Source organism: Streptomyces sp. B8-7 (assembly GCF_058833805.1).
In genome coordinates this window covers 180,167-197,338 of sequence record NZ_JBYRRL010000006.1, presented here as the reverse complement: position 1 = coordinate 197,338, position 17,172 = coordinate 180,167, and the positions used below count along the sequence as shown (strand labels likewise).

Sequence of the window (17,172 nt, the reverse complement as noted above, 5' to 3'; positions counted from 1 at the left end):
CGTCCGCGGCCGTCCCGGCCGCTCGGTCCCCGGCCGTCCCCGGCCGTGCTCCAAGGGCTCCGGGGGGCCGTGCCCCCCACCGTCGACAACGACGGTGGTCCGGTGGGGACCCCGGCCCGGGCGGGTGACACCGGCCGCCGCTCCCGCCGCCGACCCCGGTCACCGGCCGGCGCACCGGCTGCCGGCCCTCCCTCCCCCGGCCCCTCCTCCGTCGCCCCGAGCCACCCCGCCCCGCCCGGCGCCGCCCGTCGGCCCGAGCCTCTCACGCCCGGGTGCGGACCGCTCCGGCGGCGGGAAGGCGGCGGCAGACGACACCGGGGCCGTGCGGCGCGGCGCGGGCCGAGCGCCTCCGCCACGAGGCGTGCACGGCGTCGAACGGACCGTGCGGCACCCTTCAGGCGGCGGCCGGGCCGGACCGGTCAGCCGCCCGCGCGCAGCACCTGCGCGACGATCGGCCCGGCGACGTCGCTGCCGTGCCCGCCGTGCTGGGCCATGGCGGCGGCCGCCAGGTCGTCGCGGTAGCCGGTGAACCAGCTGTTGGCGGTGGCCTGTCCGTCGACCTCGGCGGAGCCGGTCTTCGCACCGATGTCGCCGCCGAGACCGGCCATCGCCTGCGCGGCGGTGCCGCTGGTGGCGGTGCGCCGCATCATCGCGCGCAACTGGCCGACCGTGCCCGCCCGCAGGCCCTGCGCCCGGGCGAGGGGCCTGCCGTCCAGGCTCTGCGGCACGATCACCGGCTGCCGGAAGGCCCCGGTGATGGCGGTCGAGGTGGCGGACGCCATGTTCAGCGGGTTCATCTGCACCTTGCCCTGTCCGAGCAGCGCGGCGGCGGTGTCCGGGCCGACGGAGGCGGGCACGCTGCCGTCGAAGGTGGGGACGCCGGCCTTCCAGTCGTCGCGTCCGAGGCCGAAGCGGTCCTGGACCTCCCGGGTGAGGGAGTCGTCGTCGATCTCGTCGGCGAACTTCACGAACGCGGTGTTGCAGGAACGGGCGAAGCTGTCGGCGAGGCTGGCGCCCTCGTCCGCCTTCAGGCCCGGCAGGTTGTGGAAGGTCTGGCTGTCCGAGACCGCCTGCGAGGGGCACGGCGCCGGGCCGTCCGCCGTGGCCAGGCCGTGGTCGATGAGCATCGCCGAGCTGAGGATCTTCATGGTGGAGCCGGGGGCGAGCGCACCCCGCATCGCGGCGTTGAACCCGTCCGCGCGATGGTTGGCGACCGCGAGGATCTCGCCCGTGCTCGGCTTGACCGCGACCACCGAGGACTCCTCGTACCGGGCGACGGCCTTCTCGGCGGCGGCCTGGGCGCGCACACTGATCGTCGTCGGCAGCTTGCCCGGCCTGCCCTCGGCGAGGGTGAGCAGCGAGGTGTCCGCGGCGCCGGTCGCGGTGTGCCGGACGGACAGCTCCACGCCGCGCGTGCCGCCCGCCTCCTGGCCGTACCGCTTGCGCAGCTCGTCCAGGACGGGGCCCAGCGAGGGGAACTCCTCCTTCGACAGGACGCTGCCGTCCCGGGCCACCGCCTCGATCGGCGGGCTCGCGGACTCCTCCGTGACCAGCGTGTCGCCCTCGCCGAGTTCGGGATGGACCACGGCCGGCTCCCAGTCGACCAGCGCCCGGCCGGTGGTGACGCCCCGCACCACCGTCAACTCGCTGTCGTACGCCAGGGGTTCGGTCTTCCCCCCGTAGGACACGGTCGCCTTCACCGAGAACGGCACGGTGGCGCCCCGGGGCGCACCGGGGGTGATCTTCACATCGGTCAGGTGCGCGCTGCCCCCGAAGGACGTCAGCACCGGTTCCGCGTCCATGGCGTTGTTGGTGTACGACGCGGCCCGCGCGCCGCTGCCCTGCTCCCAGGCCGTGAAGAACGCCTCGGTGGTCTCGGCGACCTCGCCCTTGTCCGGTGGTCCGCTCTTCGCGGAGGTCGTCGCGCCCGTGCCGGACCCCGAGTCCCCGTCCAGAGCCGACACCACGTTGTACACGCCCCAGCCGGCGCCGCCCACCATCACGGCGAACACCGTGCCGACGACTGCTGCCTTGGCCCCCTTGCGCATCCCCTGCCCCTCCCGTGGCCCCCGTGCCCCCGCGTCTCCTTCCCCTGCACTGTAAAGGGCTTCGCCCCCGCCCGGGGCGGTGCCCCGCCCCGGTCCGCCGGACTCGGTGCACCCTGCACGGTATGTCCCCGCGCCCCACCGCACCCATCCGGCCACATCCGCGCGCCGCCCCGTCGCCGGCGGGGACGGCGCGCCCAGGAACTGCCGGCGGGGCTGCGGCGTCCGAACCGGTGTGAAGGAAGAGATGAAGGGTCTCGCCGGCTTCCTCGTCGCCGGTCTGGGCGCCGCAGCGGCGCTGCTCGCCTGGGCTCCGCTGGCGCGGGTCAGCATCGAGGGCGGGTTCGAGGGGCTCGACCGGGACCTCGGCGTCCTCTACGTCGACCTGCCGCTCGTCGCCGCGGGCGGCGCCCTGGTGCCGCTCGTCTGCTGGCTGCTCGTCCTGCGCCGGTTCCGTCGCCCGTGGCCTGCCGCCGCGGCCGCCGTCGCCGCGGCCGCGCTGGGGATCTGGGGACTGGTCAGCTGGTGGAGCCCCTATCAGGCGCCGGAGTTCGTCTACTGAGGACTCGGTCCGCCGGACGAGGCGGGGACGGGTGGCGGCCGGCGGAATACGGTCACCTCCGTCCGCGCGGGCCGGCGGCGCCCGCGAAGAGCGGCCGCGCCGAGACCGCCGGTCTGCCGCGCGGTACGTCCCACCACGGCCAGATGATCTTGAAGGCTACAATCTGGCACACCCCCTCTCCCGACCATGAGGGGTTCACGCCGCGATGCGCGGCCAAGGAACGGGGTGCGGAATGAAGAAGACACTCGGCAGAATCGCCATAGCATGCGCCGTGGCCGTCGGCGGCGTGATCGCCACCAGCGGCACGGCGAACGCGTACGCCACCTGGGACTGCACCTACTCGAAGCAGAGGACTGCCTCGGGCAGCGGGGACCTGGTGGTCCTCCAGATCTGGCGGTGCCCGGACGGGCACGACTACGCCAAGGGGATCATCTCCGGCAGCGCCGGCGCCTCCAGGGCACGGGTGTGGCTGGACGACTCGATCAACGGCGGGAAGAACTGGACTGCGCGCCAGTACACGACCAGCTCGTCGAGGTCGACGCAGACGCCGCAGAACAACCTGCTGTACGACGGCTCGCCGCACAAGGTGCGGGCCTGCGGTGACACCAGCGGTCACCGGACCATCTGCACGGCCTGGTACTGACCTGCCCGGGCGCCGGCCCCGGCCGGCGACGACTCACGGGGGCACGGCCGACTGCCGTGCCCCCGTGGTGTGTCCGCCCGGCTACACCCAGGTGTCCAGCCACATCCGCGACCGCCAGTCGTCGATGGGGATGGCGGTGCCGGTGTAGATCGGCCAGAAGTAGACGAAGTCTGCGTGATCCGGACCCTTGGGGCCCCGACCTGGGCGTTTGCCTCTGGCCGGGGCCGGATCAGGCGGCCTGGGCCGTCTCTGGGCCGTGATCTTGAGGATCTGACGCCAGGTAGAGGCTGTCGACGGCCTTCCGGGTGCGCCCCTCGCTGCTCGGCATCAGGTGGGTGTAGGTCCGGAGTGTGAACCCCGGATCGGCGTGACCGAGGTACTGACTCAAGGCCCGAATGTTCTCGCCCGCGTCCAGCAGGACGGACGCGTAGAAGTGCCTGAGCGCGTGCATGCCGTGTTCGGGAGCCGACGCGTACCGCCTGCCCGCCTCCCGCGTCGGGATGATGCCTGCGGCTGCCAGGGCGGGCTTCCAGTGGTGGTCATTGAAGACGCTCACGCGCACGTGCTTGCCCTCAACCCCGCTGAAGAGGAGCCGCTTGGTCACGAGCGGGCCGTCCGGCGTCCGCCACGGAAGCGTCACGTCGATCGGCTCGAACTCCTTCGAGTGATCCCGGAGCGCCGTAGCCACTGCCTTGGGCAGCGGAACGTCCCGGACCTTGCCGCCCTTCGGCAGGGCGAAGACGTACTTGCCCCGGATGCGCTTGAGCTGGTGGCCGACGGTGAGCCAACCGCCCTCGTAGTCGAGTTCGTCGACGGCCAGACCGAAGATCTCACCCTGTCGCAGTCCGCATCCTGCCCCGGCGTCCACGGCGGCCTGGTAGCGCTGGGGGAGGGCGGAGCGTACGCCGAAGACCTGCTCTGCCGTCCACGGGACGACGCGCGGCTTGCCCGGCTTCGGGAGCTGCACCGTGCGGGCACGACAGGGGTTCTTGCTGAGCAGCCCGTCGTCGACCGCTGCGCTCAGCGCTGCGGAGACGGTGCCGACGATGATGCGGCGGTGGGACTCGGCAGGAACGGTGGCTTCCAGGGCTGCGATCCAGGCACGGATGTGCTCCGGCTTGAACGAGCCGAGCGGGCGCGAGCCGATGTGGGGGTAGGCGTGCAGCCGGAGCCGACGCTCCGCGGCCTCACGGCTGTTGATCTCGCCCGTGTGTGTCTGCACCCAGCGTTCCGCGTACTGGCGGAATGTGGTCCGCGCGGCGCGCGGGTCGACGTACTGACCGCGCGACATGTCCGCTTCGATCTCCGCGAGCCACTGCTTAGCGAGGCGCAGTTCCTTGTCACGGAACGACTTGCTTTTCTCGGTGCCGTCCGGGCCGACGTACCGGGCCCGGTACCGCAGACCCGTTCCGTGGCGGTCGGTCTTGACCTTGATGGGTTTGCCGTCGAGGTCCGGGATGGTCTTGTACCAGCGGTCTTGGATGTGGCCTGCCATGTGGCAGTGGTCCTCTCGCGACACGCAGCAGGGCGAGCCGCTGGTTTGCGGCTCGCCCTGCTGTCTTGGGTGGTTGTTCGGCTATGAGGCGTCTTGGTCGGCGTTCTTGCGCTGGGTGACGTAGGCGCGCACGTCGGCAGGGTCGTAGCGGACGTACTTGCCGATGCGGAAGCCCGGTGGGCCGATGCGCTTCTTGCGCCACTGGTAGACGGTCTCTTTCGGCACGTCGAAGATCTCGGCGATGTCGTCGGGGTTGAGGTACCGGTCCGGGAGGCCACCCCGGAGGATGGCGCGGGGATCGGTGTCCTCAAGGAGGTGGGGCGGCGTCACTGCGTCCTCCGTGAGTTGGAGTCACATTGCGATGAGTCGCGGGTCATCGCGACTCATCGCGGCTTCGAGGGCCCCCTTCCGAGGGCCGCTACTTCCGCTACCGCCGCTACCGCGCAGGTCAGGGGCCTGTTCGAGGTAGCGGGAAGGGGTAGCGGTAGCGGTTGGGTAGCGGCAACCGAGGTCGGTTGCCGCTACCCCGTTGTTGCTGGTCAGGCGACGTTTTCGGTGCCAGGTAGCGGAGGTAGCGGACTTTCCGGGGGTGGGGGGCAGTAGCGGCCCCACGCGTCCCGGAGATCGGCGGCGTAGTAGCCCTTCAGCACGCTCCCGGCGGCCTTGATGTTGCGGGAGGTGATCGGCTCGTTGTCGGCCGTCATGTACTCGCCGAGCATCTTCGACAGGCGCCGGTTGTCGAGCGGCTTGCCTCCCAGGTCCGCCCACGGGGCGTCGTCGAGGCTGTTGAGCCTGTCCAGGATGGCGATGGTGGGCAGGCGGTCGATGCCGACCATGACGTTGTCTCGGAGGTCGGTGAGCAGGCGGACGCCCAGGCTGCCCTTGTCGTTGGCCTGGGACGCCTTGACCAGGGTCAGGCATGCTGAGCGGGCTCGTTCGGGCCAGGCGCCGCCAGCAGCATCGGCGACGGCGAGCAGGGGCTCCCACACGTCCGCCGGGCGGTCGCTGACCCCTTCGGGCATGTCGGGCCAGGCGTCCATCACGGCCCCTCGCACCTGCTGTGCCCATGCGGCGAGACGGTCCCGGAGCTTGTGCCCCTCGGCTTCGTGGATGCGGGCTCGGAAGGGTTCGACCTTCTCGTTCCTGGCCCGGCGCCGCATGCGGACGATGACGGAGCGGCTCAGGATCGTGTCGGGGAGCGAGCCCAGCCCGGCGACGGCTACGGCGCAGTACGAGGGGAAGGCTTGCACGGTCTGCTGACCGCCGTCTCCGATGCATCGGTAGGTGACTCCGGTACGTCGGTGTCCGGCGTTGAGGAACCCGCGCAACTCTTCGTTGTCCCCAGCTTTGGGGCCGAAGACGGTATCGATCTCGTCGAACAGGATTGTTGGCTTGCCGGTGCCTGCCGAGACGGACCGGAACAGGGCGGCGGCGGAGGCGTTCACGGCCGTCATGGGCTGGGGCACGAGGGTTTCGACGATCTCCAGCGCTCGCGTCTTGCCTGACCCCGGTTCGGGGGACAGGAAGGCGAGGCGGGGGGTGGAGTCGAAGCAGTCGAGGAGATGGGCGTGCGCGTCCCACAGGGCAACGGCCACGTAGGCGGCATCGGTGGGGAAGACGTTGAACCGTCGGTGGAAGGCTTCCACCTCGTCGAGCAGCGCGGTGCCGTCGAGCGTGGAGGTCATGCGTCCCTTCCTTCCTGTGCGGTGACCGTGTGCGGGTCAGTACCAAGAGCAGTTCGGACGCCCTTGCGGGCGGCGCCTTTCGGCTCGCCCTCGGCCGGTTCGTCCGCGGGCTGTGCGGCGTCGTTGGGCCGGTGGTCGGCCATGGTGAGGCTCTTAGTAGGCGTGGGGATGGTCATGCCGCGCGTCCTCCGGCTGGGTTGTGGGCAACCGACCAGTCCAGGCCGCGGCGGATGACGTCGTCGTAGTAGCGCTGGGACTGGGTGGCGTTGCCCCCCGCCGCCCTACTAAGAGCCTCTTCGACCTCGGTGCGGGTGAGGTCGCCGGATGCCACGAGCCGCCCGAGTGCTCGCGCGGCGCGCAGGAGGGTTGCGTTGCGGGTGCCGTCCGCGGCCGCGGCGACGTTGCGGACTTCGTTGCGCAGGGCTGCGGCGGCGTAACCGCCCGCCCGTGCTGGGGTGTTGGGGAGGGCGTAGGCGGGGCGCTGAGGGGGTTTCAGGGCGTTGTGGAGCCAGTCGGGCAGTTCGATGGGCGGGCGGTTGTCCACGACCGTGTACGGGCCGTGGGGGGTGGTGCTGCCCGCGGCGACGACGTATCCGCCCCACCCACGGGTGTCGATCTTCTTGGCGAGGTGTCCAGCGGTGGAGTGCAGTGCCGCGCCGGGCGGTTGGGTGAAGTACAGGTGTTCCCCGCCGCGCGCGCTCCGCACGCGGTAGGTGTCGGGCACGGGCTGTTCGGCGCGCTCGCAGAGCGCCTGGAAGTTGTCGACGCCGTCAGGCGTTCCTTTCGGCTCTTGCGGCTTGGGCATGTCGAGGTCGACGACCAGCAGCCCGGAGGGGCCGGTGGCGATGGCCACGTTGTAGGGCTGGTGCGCCCACGCCGCGACGAGAAGGTCGACGTCGGTGGTGGCGCGCTGTTCGGGGGTCTTGTGCCCGTCCGCGCAGCGTCCGGTGCCGGGGCAGTACTTCTGTGCGTGTCCGGCGGGGCGCTTGTCGCCGGGGCGCAGCGGGAAGACGCGCCAGCCGCGCCCGGCGGCCTCAATGGCCCAGGCCAGCAGTTCCAGGCGGGTCAGGTCCATGGTCGGGGTGCTGGTCATGCTGCGCTCCGGTCGGTGAGGAGCGTTTGCTGGTGGGCGGGGATGGCGTTGATGACGCGGGTGCGCCACATCAGGGCGTAGTCGATGCAGTTGGCGCAGTTCTTGTGCGTGTGGCCGGGCAGCGCCGGGCGGCGGCGCGCGTGGGAGCTCCACGCTGCGGAGTCCGCGGAGGCGAGCAGATGCCCGACGCGTTCCAGGCCGAGGGTCTTGAAGCCGAAGCCGTGCAGCTTGAAGCCGTGCGCAGCCATGGCGGTGACGATGGCGGCGCCCTCGCGGGTGGACTGCAACCGGCACACCGACCCCAGTCCCACCACCGGCTCACGCCGCAGGTCAACTCCCGCTCTCTCGAACAGCTCCACGCACCGTTCGTACTCGGGGATGCTGCGCCCTTGCAGGACAGGGGCGACGCGCAGGTCGGGGGCGAGCGAGCGTAGTTCGAGGAAGTTGGCCACTGTGCGGCGCTGGTGCTCGGCAACACTGAGGTGGGTGCCGACGAAGTGCTGGCCCTGGAAGGTGCCGCCGTGGATGATGGCGTCCTCGCACATCCAGTCCTGCTGCGCTGCCCAGTCGTAAGGTCCGACGTGTTCCCAGATGCGGCGCAGGTCATCGACGTACTTGCGGGGCGGGCGGGTCCAGGTGCCCTTGTCCTTCAGGTCCATGAAGCCGCCCGAGTCGATGGCGTAGGGGCCGCGGGCTTCGTCCCACTTCACGGCCCGGTCGAAGTGCTCGGACTTCAGGAACAGCGGCACGTCGGTCAGGCGCAGCCAGTGCCGCTTGTGGGTGGTCAGGTAGAACCGCATCCGGCCCGCGGCGGGAGCTCCCGCCGGTAAGGCTCGCGGGATGGTCGTGGGTTGGGTCATGCTGGGAGACCTCCAACAGGTCTGCTGATGGCTGGTTGGGCAAGGGCGGTCCCGGATCTTTGGCGAGACGTGGGGGCCGCCCTTGGCGTAGCTAGGCGCCTTTGGAGCGGGCGTGTTTGAGGCTGATGCCGCCGATGCTGAGCGGGCCGGTGGCGCTGGCGACGGCCATGGCGGTGTGGGCGGCGAGGTCGAGCAGGGTGAGCAGGGCTGCCACGGTGGCGAAGATCCCGATGGCGCCCGCGCCAGCGATGGCGATCGGGTAGAGGTAGTGCCGCAGCGGGCGGCCGGTCGGGTCGGTGGCGTGGACAACGATGACGACGGGGGCGCCGGTGGCTTCGGCGCGGTGGTAGGCGTCGGCGGGGATGTGCGGGGCGATGATCTCCGGCGGGTCACGGTGTGTGCGGTTGGACATGCGGAATCCCTTCCGGTGACGGTTCAGGGAGGCTGAGGCACACCCTTGCCGGGTGGCCGTGGAGGGGGCTTCAGGGGTACTGACCTGCGCTCCTCCCTGACTCCCTGAGCGATCATTCGCGCAGGTCAGGTGCAGGGAGGCGGGTCAGGGAGGCGTTCAGGGAGTTCTCCCTGCCTCCCTGCCCCGGGGAGGGGTCGCCTCCCTCTACTCGGCGGCGGAAGCGGAAGCGGAGCCGTCGCCGTCGCGGTTGGCGAGTGCGCGGGCAAGGCGGTCGCGGCTGATGACCATGACGCCGTCGGACTTGTACGGCTCGGCACCGGTGCCGTCCAGGGCGCGGGTGAGGTCGGTGAACGACCACTTGCCGTAGGTGCCCTCGTTCAGCATGGCGAGCCGCTTGATGACGTCCTGCGTACGCACCCGCGCTGCGTCGCCGAGGACGGTGGCGATGTCGGCGAGGGGGTCGCGGCCGGTGCCCCGCTCGATGACGTGCAGGGTGGTGACGCCGTCGCGCAGGGCCTTGGCACGGGAGGCGATCACCTTGGCGTCGTCGGTGCTGATGTAGTGGGTGCGCACGGTGATGGACGACTGTCCCTTGAGGATGGTGATGCCGTCGGATGCGACGACCAGGGTTCCCTTGTCCAGGCCGGGCCTCAGCAGGTTCGGCGCGGCGCCGCCGTCCACGGCCTTGTCCCCGAGCGCCATACGGGCCTGAGAATCGGTGCCCAGCGCGAGCGAGGCACGCGTGTGGGCGCCCTCGCGGACCAGCTTGGGAAGGTTCTGGTCGGTGGGGTCCTGCGTGCCCTGCCACAGCAACACGTTCACGGCCCGTCCCTGGTTGTGAATCTTGCGGGCCGCCATGAAGTACCGGGAGGTAGAGCTGGAGCCGCCGTAGGGGCGCTTGTCCTCGTCCTTGACCGGGCACATGAACGCCACCTGCGCCTCATCCACGATCACGATGAGCGCCGGAAACTCCGTGCCGGGCGGGGCCTGGAGACGGCGGTTCATCTCCTCCACCGCGTCCTCGACCATCTCGGTGACCTGGATGACGTGCTCGTCGGTCGGGCCCTGGATGAGCCGGGTAGCCAAGCCGTCGAACATGGCCCAGTCGCCGACGCCCTTGAGGTCGCCCATCCAGAACTCCACCGACCGGTCCAGCGCGAGCCACAGCGCGAGCGCCCGCAGGGCGGCGGTCTTGCCCTGATTCGACAGGCCCGTGATGAGCAGATGCCGCTGATACACGCTCAGCGCGGCAGCATCCCCACGCAGATCCTGTCCCCACGGGGCACGACCCTTGGCGTAGTCGGCGGTCAGGGTCTCGTCAGTGACCAGCGGCGAGGGGCCGATCGGCTCATCCAGCGCGCCGGAATCCGCGATCCACAGCCGGACCGTGCGGGCAGCCTCCGGGATGGTGATGAACACCTCGTGCTCGTGCCGGGTGAGGTTCTCGGCAAGCTTGCGCCGCTTGACCTGCACTTCGTTGGTCGACACCCCGGACGGAAGCGTGACGTCGACCTCCACGCCGCAACCGGCGATCCGGATCGGCCCGAGCATGGAGGCGCCAGCATCGCCCATCTCCTTGATGGCGCCTCGCAGCGCCGGAACACCCAGGTCGCGCAGTGCCTTCACCACGATGGACGGGGTGATCGGCTCGCCCTCGCCGCTACGGATGTTCGCGGGGAGCGCCCACTGGGGTGCGGCCTGCTGGTGTCGGCCGACCGACCATAGGGCGAGCAGGGCGAGGAACGGGCCGATCGAGACCGCGGGTCCCCACACCACCTGAACGATGGTGATGAGCAGGTTGATGAACTCCACCGTCGCCATCAGCGGCGTGACGACGTTCGTCACGTCCTTGGTGGCAACGGCCATGACGACGCCGAGGGCGATCAGACCACCGATACCCACCCCGGTGCCAGCCGCGATGCCCTTGGCGGCGTCGATGGGGGAGGTGAGCAGGTCCATGCGGCGGCGGTGGCGGGCCTCGCGGTAGCGCTGGCCCCGTTCCTCCCACTCCGCGGCGAGTTCCATGTTCCCCGCGGCTTCGGCCGTGCGCATGTAGCGCTCGTAGCGGGCGGCGGTGCGGCCGTCCCACGCCCGGCGCCCGACGATGCGGGCCCCGCCCACCACGTACAGGCTGTGACGGGCGACGGCACGGGCGGCGGTGCGGGTGTTCTCATGCGTGACCACGTGCCGGATGGCGCGGCCGGAGCGGACCCACAGCGGCAACGGTCGCGCGCCCGGCAGTGCCGGGACGGGCGGGGCGGGGTCGGGGACGGCGGTGAGGGTCGGGCGGGTGTCGGGGCCGGGCGGGTCGGTGTGCTTGTGCAGGGGAACGACGGTGCCGCTCATGACGGAGAGATTCCTGACTGCCCTCATGTGGGCGGGAGTTGAAGACGAGGGAGAGGGCGGGCGGCGGAAGAGGAGCCGCCCGCCCGTCAGGGGGGTGCGGGGTGTTCAGGGCGGCGGTGTCACCACCACCGAGACGTCTTGGGCACGATGTAGGGGTGGCCGTTGATCATGTGGTCCACGCACTGCGGGCAGTCCTCTCGGGGACCGAGGCGGCGGTGTGCGCGCGGATCGTGGGCGTGCTGCCAGCACTGCGGGCACTCGCCGGGAGATGTGTCCCGTCCGGTCATGGTCACCACCACCGCGACGACCTCTTGGCGGCCTTCGCGGCGGCGGCCTCGTTGACGATGCGCTGGCGCTCGGTGTGCAGGGCGGTGAGTTCGGCGGTCAGCCGGATCACGGCGGTCTCCGCCACGTGGTCGAGGCTGCGTTCGGCGCGGCCGGTGCTGTTGCCGCGCACGACGTTGTAGCCACCACCGGCCAGCGCCCGCAGCACCTTGCGGCGCTCGGCACCGGTCAGAGGCCACAGCTCACCCTTGCGGACGGCTTCCAGCTTGCGCTGGGTCAGCTTGATTTCACGGTCCAGGCGGCGGGTGTCGGGCTTGCCCATAGGTCAGATGCTCCTTCGGGGCTCGTCTGGTCGGGGGTGTCGGGGTAGGCGCAGGCCACGCAGGCACCGAGGGAGGCGGGGATGACGTATCCGGCATCGGTGCGGCACTGCGGGCAGGTGCGGCGGGCGAGCATGGCCAGGGCGAGCGCGCCCCACTTGCGGGAGGTCATCGGCCGTACCGGCTTGGCCAGGTCGAGCCGGTACAGGTAGGCGATCCGCGGCGTGCCGGTGCGGCGGTTGACCCTCATGAGCTGCGCCTGTATCGGCTGACCGCCCGGCCGTAACCCCTTGGCCCGTAGCTGCCGACGCGTGGCCAACCCATCCGGCGCGAGCTTCCACGGATAGGTGGGCACCCCGTATCCGGCGCCGTTCGGGTCGTAGCACTTCCCCCACGCGGCGGACATCACGCGGCCTTGGCGCGCTCGGCGAGCAGGGTGTCACGCAGCATCCGCGCGTTCACCGGCGACGTGTGCACGGCCCGGCGGATGCCCTCGGCGGTGACCTGAGCGTCCGGCCAATCGGCCGTCGCCGCGCGGGCCTGATCGAGCAGTTCGGCCGGGGTGCGCTTGGGACGGCTTGATCGGGCCGACTCCGGCACCCGGCCCGTCGCCCGGCGCGGTCGGGCCGACTCAGCCGCCACCGCACGCCGCTCGATCGAGGAGAGCGGCGCCGACTCGACGGCACGGATCGGCTTGAGCGGCAGAGCCGGTTTCACGTGGTCGACGCCCACCGGATCGGGCACCCGCACCAGCGTTGCCATGACCGGCGCCGGGGCCGATTCGAGCAGCTCAGCCGTAGACCGATTCCTCTCGATCTCGGTAGATTCCTCCGCATTCACGGTGTCGGCCGGGATCGGGGCGGGGTGGTGGTGCAGCACCTTCGCCACCAGATCGGATCCGAAGTAGATCGAGCCGACCGGAAGCGACGTGGCCAGCAATACCAGAGCCCAGTTCGCCGGGTCCCAGTCGGCAAGTCGACCCCAGTCGACCGCCCGGCCGTGGAGCTCCGGAACCAGACCGTGCACGTAGTTCAGCACCAGCGAGGCGAGCGTGTAGGCACCCAGCACCCGCAGCGCGAACACCCGGTCCCGCCCGGCAAGTACGAGCGTGGCGACCAGGGCGAGCGCCATGAGCCCGTCGACCACGAACGGGTACAGCATCGCGGCCGTGGCGTCGGCGCCGACGGCGTTGGCGATGTCCCGCAGCGCGTTCCACGACACCCGGAACGCCATGGCGACCACCGCGACCAGCGCCAGCACCAGAGCGGCGCGCCCCTTGCGGTGAAGACTCATGACCGGCCCTCCCGCCACGGATAGGGTCGGGTGTGGTGCGCGGCCGGGCACCAGGGGACTTCCTCCCCGGCCCCCGCGTCGACCATCTCGACCAGCCGCTCCAGGGCGACCTCAAGGCGGCCGATCGTGCGGGCCATGGCGTTCTCGTCCAGCAGGTTCACGGTCTTCGCGGCCGCCAGTTCCTCGCGGGCGTTCTCGACGTGGAACCGGTTGGACAGCGTGAGGTTGAAACGGGCCATCAGGCCGCACCCCCCGGCAGCATCGCGGCGGCCGTGCGGTTGGCGAGCGCGGCCCGCTCGGCCAGCACCCGGCGCCGGGCTCGCCGGATGCGGCGGGCGTCCAGCTCGCTCGGCGTGCGGTCGAGGGTGAGGATCTGCGCGTCGAGAAGGTCGACGTCCGCCAGGATCAGCGGCATCTCCTGCTCGATGGCGTCCAGCTCCGCCGTCGTCGGCTCGTTCCAGTCGGGGAACGCGGTAACAGCGTCCTGAACAGTGACGATGTGACTCATTGGGTCGTGTTCCTCTCGAAGGGTGGACGGCTCCAACAGCGCCCCGGAGTTGCAGCTCCGGGGCGCGCCGTAGGGAAGGGTCCGCGCCGGAAGCGGTGCGGGCGGAACTGAGGGCCTCATCAAGTGGGCAGGGAGCCGAACACCGGTGGCGCCCTGCCCGCATGACGAGTGACGGGAAGCCCGTCACTGTCGTCTCGCGGCGCCATACGCGCCTCGCTCCGCCTCCTCTGGTCGGCGCGCGGTCACCGCGCCACTCAGTCGTCACTCGCTGAGTGGTTGCTCCCTGGGTGCCATGGGCTGGGTGCGGCCCAATCACCGGGGTCCCCGCGATCCGGTCCCTGGGTCTACGCCCGAGGGTCAGACCAGCGGCTTAGCCGGTGACACCGATCGATCCGTGAAGACGACGGGCTTTTACGTCTCCCCTACCGCATGGGCCGCCTGTAAGCGGGCCCGGCGGGGCCGTGCAGAACGACCCAGGCAGGGCCGTTCTTGTGCACCGTGAACCGGAACCAGCCCCGGAACTGGTGCGCACCAGTAGCGTGCATCTGGTGCGCACCAGAGTCAAGGTGGTTCGCCGGATTGAGTGGCGGTCACCCCGTCGTGGCGCACTTCAAGGAGACCGGTCGGAGGGGGTGTCGCGGCAGTCAACTAGCCCTCATAAACGGCTAGTTAGGGTTGGTGTTAACCCCTTTTGACCTGCGATAATGTGAGGCAGCATGGGTGAGCAACGATCGGACTGACGCCGAACGGGGTGCCTTGTGAGTGCAGGATCAGGACTGCGTAGCGCGCGAACGGCGCGCGGGTGGTCTCAGGAGCGACTCATCCGCGAGATCGAGCAGTACGGCCGACGGAACCTCACGGACGTTGCTTCCACGGCGAGTCTGCGGGTCTACGTGTCAGAGTGGGAGAACGGGCGACGCCCCATCTCGGACCGCTACGCGGCGATCCTGCGGAACCTCCTCGGCGTGACCGATGCCGAGCTGCGAGGCGTCTCTCAAAAGCCGACGCTACCGATGGCCGACGGGTACGACGACCTGCTAAGCCGCATTGACTCCGCCAGCAGCGTGAGCGAGACCATGGTCAAGGCGTTCAACGACCAGACGGAGCTACTCCGCACCATGGACCGGCAGATGGGCGCCGTCAGTCTTGTCGACCAGATGACGGGGCACCTCAGTACCCTCGAAGAGGCCCTGAAATTCGCCGTGTTACCAACGGCGCGGCGCCCAGTGGCGCTCGCGCTGGCCGGTGCTTCCACCCTCGCGGCCTGGCAGGCAATCGACTCGGGCGCCGTTGAACGAGCCTGGCGACACTACGAGCTGGCGAAGAGCGCTGCTCGCGACGCGGAAGCTCCGATGTACCTCGCGCACGCCATGGGCGAGCAGGCGTACGTCCTCTGCGACGCCGGACGTCCGGCGCTCGGCGTGGACCTCATCCGCGACGCTCAGCGCACCCTCGGCCAGTCCGGTTCCCCTCGGCTCCGGGCTTGGCTGCATGCAGCGGAAGCCGAGCTGTGCGCGCACGCCGGAATGGCGGACGACAGCAAGCGTGCGCTGGACGCGGCGACCGCAGTCATCCCGTCGGGCCCCGAGGACCGGGACCCTGACATGCTCAGCATCTTCCTGAATGGCGCCCACCTCGCACGGTGGCGCGGCAACGTGCTCGGCTTGCTCGGTGACGGTGAGGCTGTGACCGACCTCTACGGCGCCCTTGAGGTCATGGACCCGACGTTCGTGCGGGCCCGCGCAGGGCTTCACACGGACCTGGCGCAAGCGCACCTTGCCCGCGCCGAGTACGACGACGCGAACACCCACCTGCGACAGGCGCGGCTGTTGGCGAGCCGCACCGGTTCGGTGCGGCAGCGCCGCCGGGTCGACCTGCTCAGCGAGCGGCTGTGACGCCCTGCTTGCCCCTGCTGGCCAGGATGTGAAGCAGCGCGACCAGCGTGCCGGAACCCAGTAGCTCACCGCGGGCCATGAGCCCGGGAACGTCGGCGAGCGGCACCCACTCGATGTGCCCAGCCTCCTCCAGGTCGGTCGGCTCGCCGACCTTCTCGGCGCCGTGCGCAACGAAGATCTCGTGGGGCGAGTCCACCATGCCGACCATGGGCTGATAGGTCACGACGTGCTCGATGTTCTTCGGGCGCCACCCGGTCTCTTCGACGACTTCCCGGAGCGCCGTCTCCGCAGGGGCTTCCCCCTCATCGACGATGCCGCCGGGGAGCTCCCAGCCGAACCGCTGCGGAACGAACCGGTACCGCCACATCATCAGGACGCGGTCCTGTTCGTCGACCACGGCCGTGATGGCGACGTGCTGAAGCTTCACAACGTGATGCTCGAACGGCTCCACGCCCGGCGGCTCCACATCCCAGAGCTGAAGCTTCACCCATCGGTTGTCGTAGAGATCCCGCTCACCGTGGATGCGCCACGGCTCCAGCCCCTCGGGCGTCTTCACGCTCACATCACCGGGGACCCGGTACGAACTCCGGCCTCGGACCTCCAAGGAGCCCTCCGTCACGAGACGGGCGAGAACCTGCCGGAGTGCGGTCCGTCCGATGCTCAGTTCCTCGGTCAGGGTGCGTTCAGAGGGGAACTTCTCGCCGGGCGCGTAGGTGCCGTCAGCGAGCCGTTCGCGAAGCGTCTCGTAGACCTTGGTCGTCTTCGGTCCCATCCGCGGAGCACTCTCCGTTCTGAAGTGGTGCGTACCAGGGTAGCGGGGCGCAGTTCATTGCTGACCAGGTCTGTGCACTCGTCGAGCGGTCGCAGCGGGGCAGGCTCGCTTAGCAGGCCGTATGTCGCCGCCGGTGACACGTGCGGTCGCTAGCCACACACGACGCGAGGAGGCGCCGAGTCTGGGCGGTCACCCCTTTGGTCCGCGTCGAAAGGCGTTGCAGGAAGGCCATACCTACGCTCGACGTTGATTAGCACTGATGCCGTGTGCTGGCAGGAGGCCAACCGATGTCCCTTTCGATCTCAGAGCAGCACCGAGCGGTGGATCTGGCCGATAGGTGCTTTCGTCTGCTGGCCCTAGATGTGATCTGGACGGGAGGACTGGCTGAGTCCCATCTCAGCAGTTCCTCACGTGAAGATCTGGCCCAAGTAGGTCAGCAAATGGCTGCGGAGCTCGAAGCCATCCAGAGTAGCGTCAGCTTCGTGCGGGACTTCGCCAAGCACGCAACGCACGATACGAGCGGCATCAGTCCCGACCTCGGGAAATTTCTTTACCGCGTAGCTAACGACACAGCTGAGTACATCGATCAATGTGGCCAGCAACAGATTGACGATCTCGTCCGCAGGTCGGAGATTCTACTCAAGGGTGAAGTCCCAGACGGTGACCTGCCAAATCGCTTGACGGGAGCTCTGTGCGCTCTAAGTGGTCTCCTCCTCATTAGCGGCGGCGCTGGCAGCGTCGTCGCCCTGGGCCCAATTGGGACCGTGATCGCTGCACCGGCTACAACCGTCGGTGGCATGCTCTTCGGGCGGGGCGTCGGAATGCTTATGGAATCCAAGGAGCAAAAGAAGCGTGAGGACGAGCTGGAGAGGGAAGCGCGGGAAAGGGAAGACAAAGCCAGAAAGGCCGTGGAGAACGAGAAAGAGAGTGATAGGGAAGGCGACGAGTAACCTCTCGA

At 70.0% G+C, this 17,172-nt stretch carries 20 protein-coding genes; 4 read left to right on the top strand and 16 right to left on the bottom strand.

The window, feature by feature from the left end; genetic code table 11:
- Positions 1-419 precede the first annotated feature (419 nt).
- On the bottom strand, positions 420-2,048 hold the full coding sequence (locus AC5K6T_RS29185; RefSeq protein ID WP_493213791.1) for a penicillin-binding transpeptidase domain-containing protein: 1,629 nt from the start codon (positions 2,046-2,048) through the stop codon (positions 420-422).
- A gap of 244 nt (positions 2,049-2,292) precedes the next feature.
- Here AC5K6T_RS29185 and AC5K6T_RS29180 point away from each other — a divergent pair, with 244 nt between their 5' ends.
- Both AC5K6T_RS29180 and AC5K6T_RS29175 read left to right on the top strand, forming a co-directional pair.
- Complete coding sequence (locus tag AC5K6T_RS29180; protein ID WP_493213789.1) at positions 2,293-2,607, top strand: hypothetical protein; 315 nt, start codon at positions 2,293-2,295, stop codon at positions 2,605-2,607.
- A gap of 232 nt (positions 2,608-2,839) precedes the next feature.
- On the top strand, positions 2,840-3,250 hold the full coding sequence (locus AC5K6T_RS29175) for a hypothetical protein (protein ID WP_493213788.1): 411 nt from the start codon (positions 2,840-2,842) through the stop codon (positions 3,248-3,250).
- 229 nt (positions 3,251-3,479) lie between these two features.
- On the opposite strand, the gene AC5K6T_RS29170 is transcribed toward AC5K6T_RS29175, so the two are convergent.
- The 14 genes from AC5K6T_RS29170 to AC5K6T_RS29105 all read right to left on the bottom strand — a co-directional run bounded on the left by AC5K6T_RS29170 (position 3,480) and on the right by AC5K6T_RS29105 (position 13,547).
- Complete coding sequence (locus AC5K6T_RS29170) at positions 3,480-4,745, bottom strand: tyrosine-type recombinase/integrase (protein ID WP_493213786.1); 1,266 nt, start codon at positions 4,743-4,745, stop codon at positions 3,480-3,482.
- Positions 4,746-4,826: 81 nt separating this feature from the next.
- Positions 4,827-5,075, bottom strand: a complete 249-nt coding sequence (locus AC5K6T_RS29165) for a helix-turn-helix transcriptional regulator (RefSeq protein WP_493213785.1) — start codon at positions 5,073-5,075, stop codon at positions 4,827-4,829.
- A gap of 209 nt (positions 5,076-5,284) precedes the next feature.
- The gene (locus tag AC5K6T_RS29160; RefSeq protein WP_493213784.1) at positions 5,285-6,430 is read right to left on the bottom strand and encodes a DUF3631 domain-containing protein; all 1,146 of its coding nucleotides are present in this window, start codon (positions 6,428-6,430) and stop codon (positions 5,285-5,287) included.
- Positions 6,427-6,606, bottom strand: coding sequence for a hypothetical protein (locus AC5K6T_RS29155; RefSeq protein WP_493213782.1), 180 nt, complete (start codon positions 6,604-6,606; stop codon positions 6,427-6,429). Before AC5K6T_RS29155 ends, AC5K6T_RS29160 begins: the two co-directional genes overlap by 4 nt.
- On the bottom strand, positions 6,603-7,523 hold the full coding sequence (locus AC5K6T_RS29150) for a bifunctional DNA primase/polymerase (RefSeq protein WP_493213780.1): 921 nt from the start codon (positions 7,521-7,523) through the stop codon (positions 6,603-6,605). The genes AC5K6T_RS29155 and AC5K6T_RS29150 overlap by 4 nt, the downstream gene beginning before the upstream one ends.
- Positions 7,520-8,383, bottom strand: a complete 864-nt coding sequence (locus AC5K6T_RS29145; protein ID WP_493213779.1) for a deazapurine DNA modification protein DpdA family protein — start codon at positions 8,381-8,383, stop codon at positions 7,520-7,522. The genes AC5K6T_RS29150 and AC5K6T_RS29145 overlap by 4 nt, the downstream gene beginning before the upstream one ends.
- A gap of 91 nt (positions 8,384-8,474) precedes the next feature.
- Entirely contained in the window at positions 8,475-8,795 is a 321-nt protein-coding gene (locus AC5K6T_RS29140; RefSeq protein WP_493213778.1) for a hypothetical protein, read from the bottom strand.
- 204 nt (positions 8,796-8,999) lie between these two features.
- A complete protein-coding gene (locus tag AC5K6T_RS29135) occupies positions 9,000-11,141 on the bottom strand; it encodes an ATP-binding protein (protein ID WP_493213776.1) in 2,142 nt (713 codons plus the stop codon).
- 119 nt (positions 11,142-11,260) lie between these two features.
- On the bottom strand, positions 11,261-11,428 hold the full coding sequence (locus AC5K6T_RS29130) for a pRL2-8 (protein WP_493213774.1): 168 nt from the start codon (positions 11,426-11,428) through the stop codon (positions 11,261-11,263).
- Positions 11,429-11,430: 2 nt separating this feature from the next.
- Positions 11,431-11,748 (bottom strand): hypothetical protein, encoded by a 318-nt coding sequence (locus tag AC5K6T_RS29125; RefSeq protein WP_493213772.1) that lies wholly within the window; start codon positions 11,746-11,748, stop codon positions 11,431-11,433.
- Complete coding sequence (locus AC5K6T_RS29120; protein WP_493213770.1) at positions 11,703-12,152, bottom strand: RRQRL motif-containing zinc-binding protein; 450 nt, start codon at positions 12,150-12,152, stop codon at positions 11,703-11,705. The genes AC5K6T_RS29125 and AC5K6T_RS29120 overlap by 46 nt, the downstream gene beginning before the upstream one ends.
- Complete coding sequence (locus tag AC5K6T_RS29115; protein ID WP_493213768.1) at positions 12,152-13,039, bottom strand: DUF2637 domain-containing protein; 888 nt, start codon at positions 13,037-13,039, stop codon at positions 12,152-12,154. Before AC5K6T_RS29115 ends, AC5K6T_RS29120 begins: the two co-directional genes overlap by 1 nt.
- The gene (locus tag AC5K6T_RS29110) at positions 13,036-13,278 is read right to left on the bottom strand and encodes a hypothetical protein (RefSeq protein ID WP_493213766.1); all 243 of its coding nucleotides are present in this window, start codon (positions 13,276-13,278) and stop codon (positions 13,036-13,038) included. The genes AC5K6T_RS29115 and AC5K6T_RS29110 overlap by 4 nt, the downstream gene beginning before the upstream one ends.
- On the bottom strand, positions 13,278-13,547 hold the full coding sequence (locus AC5K6T_RS29105) for a DUF6284 family protein (protein ID WP_493213764.1): 270 nt from the start codon (positions 13,545-13,547) through the stop codon (positions 13,278-13,280). Before AC5K6T_RS29105 ends, AC5K6T_RS29110 begins: the two co-directional genes overlap by 1 nt.
- Positions 13,548-14,512: 965 nt before the next feature.
- Here AC5K6T_RS29105 and AC5K6T_RS29100 point away from each other — a divergent pair.
- A complete protein-coding gene (locus AC5K6T_RS29100) occupies positions 14,513-15,442 on the top strand; it encodes an NsdA family TPR-like regulatory protein (protein ID WP_493213763.1) in 930 nt (309 codons plus the stop codon).
- Here AC5K6T_RS29100 and AC5K6T_RS29095 read toward each other — a convergent pair.
- On the bottom strand, positions 15,426-16,214 hold the full coding sequence (locus tag AC5K6T_RS29095; RefSeq protein ID WP_493213761.1) for an NUDIX domain-containing protein: 789 nt from the start codon (positions 16,212-16,214) through the stop codon (positions 15,426-15,428). The two genes, AC5K6T_RS29100 and AC5K6T_RS29095, sit on opposite strands and share 17 nt — an antisense overlap.
- A 440-nt stretch (positions 16,215-16,654) precedes the next feature.
- Here AC5K6T_RS29095 and AC5K6T_RS29090 point away from each other — a divergent pair, with 440 nt between their 5' ends.
- Complete coding sequence (locus AC5K6T_RS29090) at positions 16,655-17,164, top strand: hypothetical protein (RefSeq protein WP_493213759.1); 510 nt, start codon at positions 16,655-16,657, stop codon at positions 17,162-17,164.
- The last annotated feature ends 8 nt before the right edge of the window (positions 17,165-17,172 follow it).

Excerpts from the sequence above, each read along its gene's own strand:
- AC5K6T_RS29175 (WP_493213788.1), top strand. The coding sequence starts at position 2,840 with ATGAAGAAGACACTCGGCAGAATCGCCATAGCATGCGCCGTGGCCGTC.
- AC5K6T_RS29150 (WP_493213780.1), bottom strand. The coding sequence starts at position 7,523 with ATGACCAGCACCCCGACCATGGACCTGACCCGCCTGGAACTGCTGGCC.
- AC5K6T_RS29145 (WP_493213779.1), bottom strand. The coding sequence starts at position 8,383 with ATGACCCAACCCACGACCATCCCGCGAGCCTTACCGGCGGGAGCTCCC.
- AC5K6T_RS29115 (WP_493213768.1), bottom strand. The coding sequence starts at position 13,039 with ATGAGTCTTCACCGCAAGGGGCGCGCCGCTCTGGTGCTGGCGCTGGTC.
- AC5K6T_RS29185 (WP_493213791.1), bottom strand. The coding sequence starts at position 2,048 with ATGCGCAAGGGGGCCAAGGCAGCAGTCGTCGGCACGGTGTTCGCCGTG.
- AC5K6T_RS29180 (WP_493213789.1), top strand. The coding sequence starts at position 2,293 with ATGAAGGGTCTCGCCGGCTTCCTCGTCGCCGGTCTGGGCGCCGCAGCG.
- AC5K6T_RS29095 (WP_493213761.1), bottom strand. The coding sequence starts at position 16,214 with ATGGGACCGAAGACGACCAAGGTCTACGAGACGCTTCGCGAACGGCTC.
- AC5K6T_RS29170 (WP_493213786.1), bottom strand. The coding sequence starts at position 4,745 with ATGGCAGGCCACATCCAAGACCGCTGGTACAAGACCATCCCGGACCTC.
- AC5K6T_RS29135 (WP_493213776.1), bottom strand. The coding sequence starts at position 11,141 with ATGAGCGGCACCGTCGTTCCCCTGCACAAGCACACCGACCCGCCCGGC.
- AC5K6T_RS29105 (WP_493213764.1), bottom strand. The coding sequence starts at position 13,547 with ATGAGTCACATCGTCACTGTTCAGGACGCTGTTACCGCGTTCCCCGAC.
- AC5K6T_RS29130 (WP_493213774.1), bottom strand. The coding sequence starts at position 11,428 with ATGACCGGACGGGACACATCTCCCGGCGAGTGCCCGCAGTGCTGGCAG.
- AC5K6T_RS29120 (WP_493213770.1), bottom strand. The coding sequence starts at position 12,152 with ATGTCCGCCGCGTGGGGGAAGTGCTACGACCCGAACGGCGCCGGATAC.
- AC5K6T_RS29090 (WP_493213759.1), top strand. The coding sequence starts at position 16,655 with ATGGCTGCGGAGCTCGAAGCCATCCAGAGTAGCGTCAGCTTCGTGCGG.
- AC5K6T_RS29160 (WP_493213784.1), bottom strand. The coding sequence starts at position 6,430 with ATGACCTCCACGCTCGACGGCACCGCGCTGCTCGACGAGGTGGAAGCC.
- AC5K6T_RS29125 (WP_493213772.1), bottom strand. The coding sequence starts at position 11,748 with ATGGGCAAGCCCGACACCCGCCGCCTGGACCGTGAAATCAAGCTGACC.
- AC5K6T_RS29110 (WP_493213766.1), bottom strand. The coding sequence starts at position 13,278 with ATGGCCCGTTTCAACCTCACGCTGTCCAACCGGTTCCACGTCGAGAAC.
- AC5K6T_RS29155 (WP_493213782.1), bottom strand. The coding sequence starts at position 6,606 with ATGACCATCCCCACGCCTACTAAGAGCCTCACCATGGCCGACCACCGG.
- AC5K6T_RS29140 (WP_493213778.1), bottom strand. The coding sequence starts at position 8,795 with ATGTCCAACCGCACACACCGTGACCCGCCGGAGATCATCGCCCCGCAC.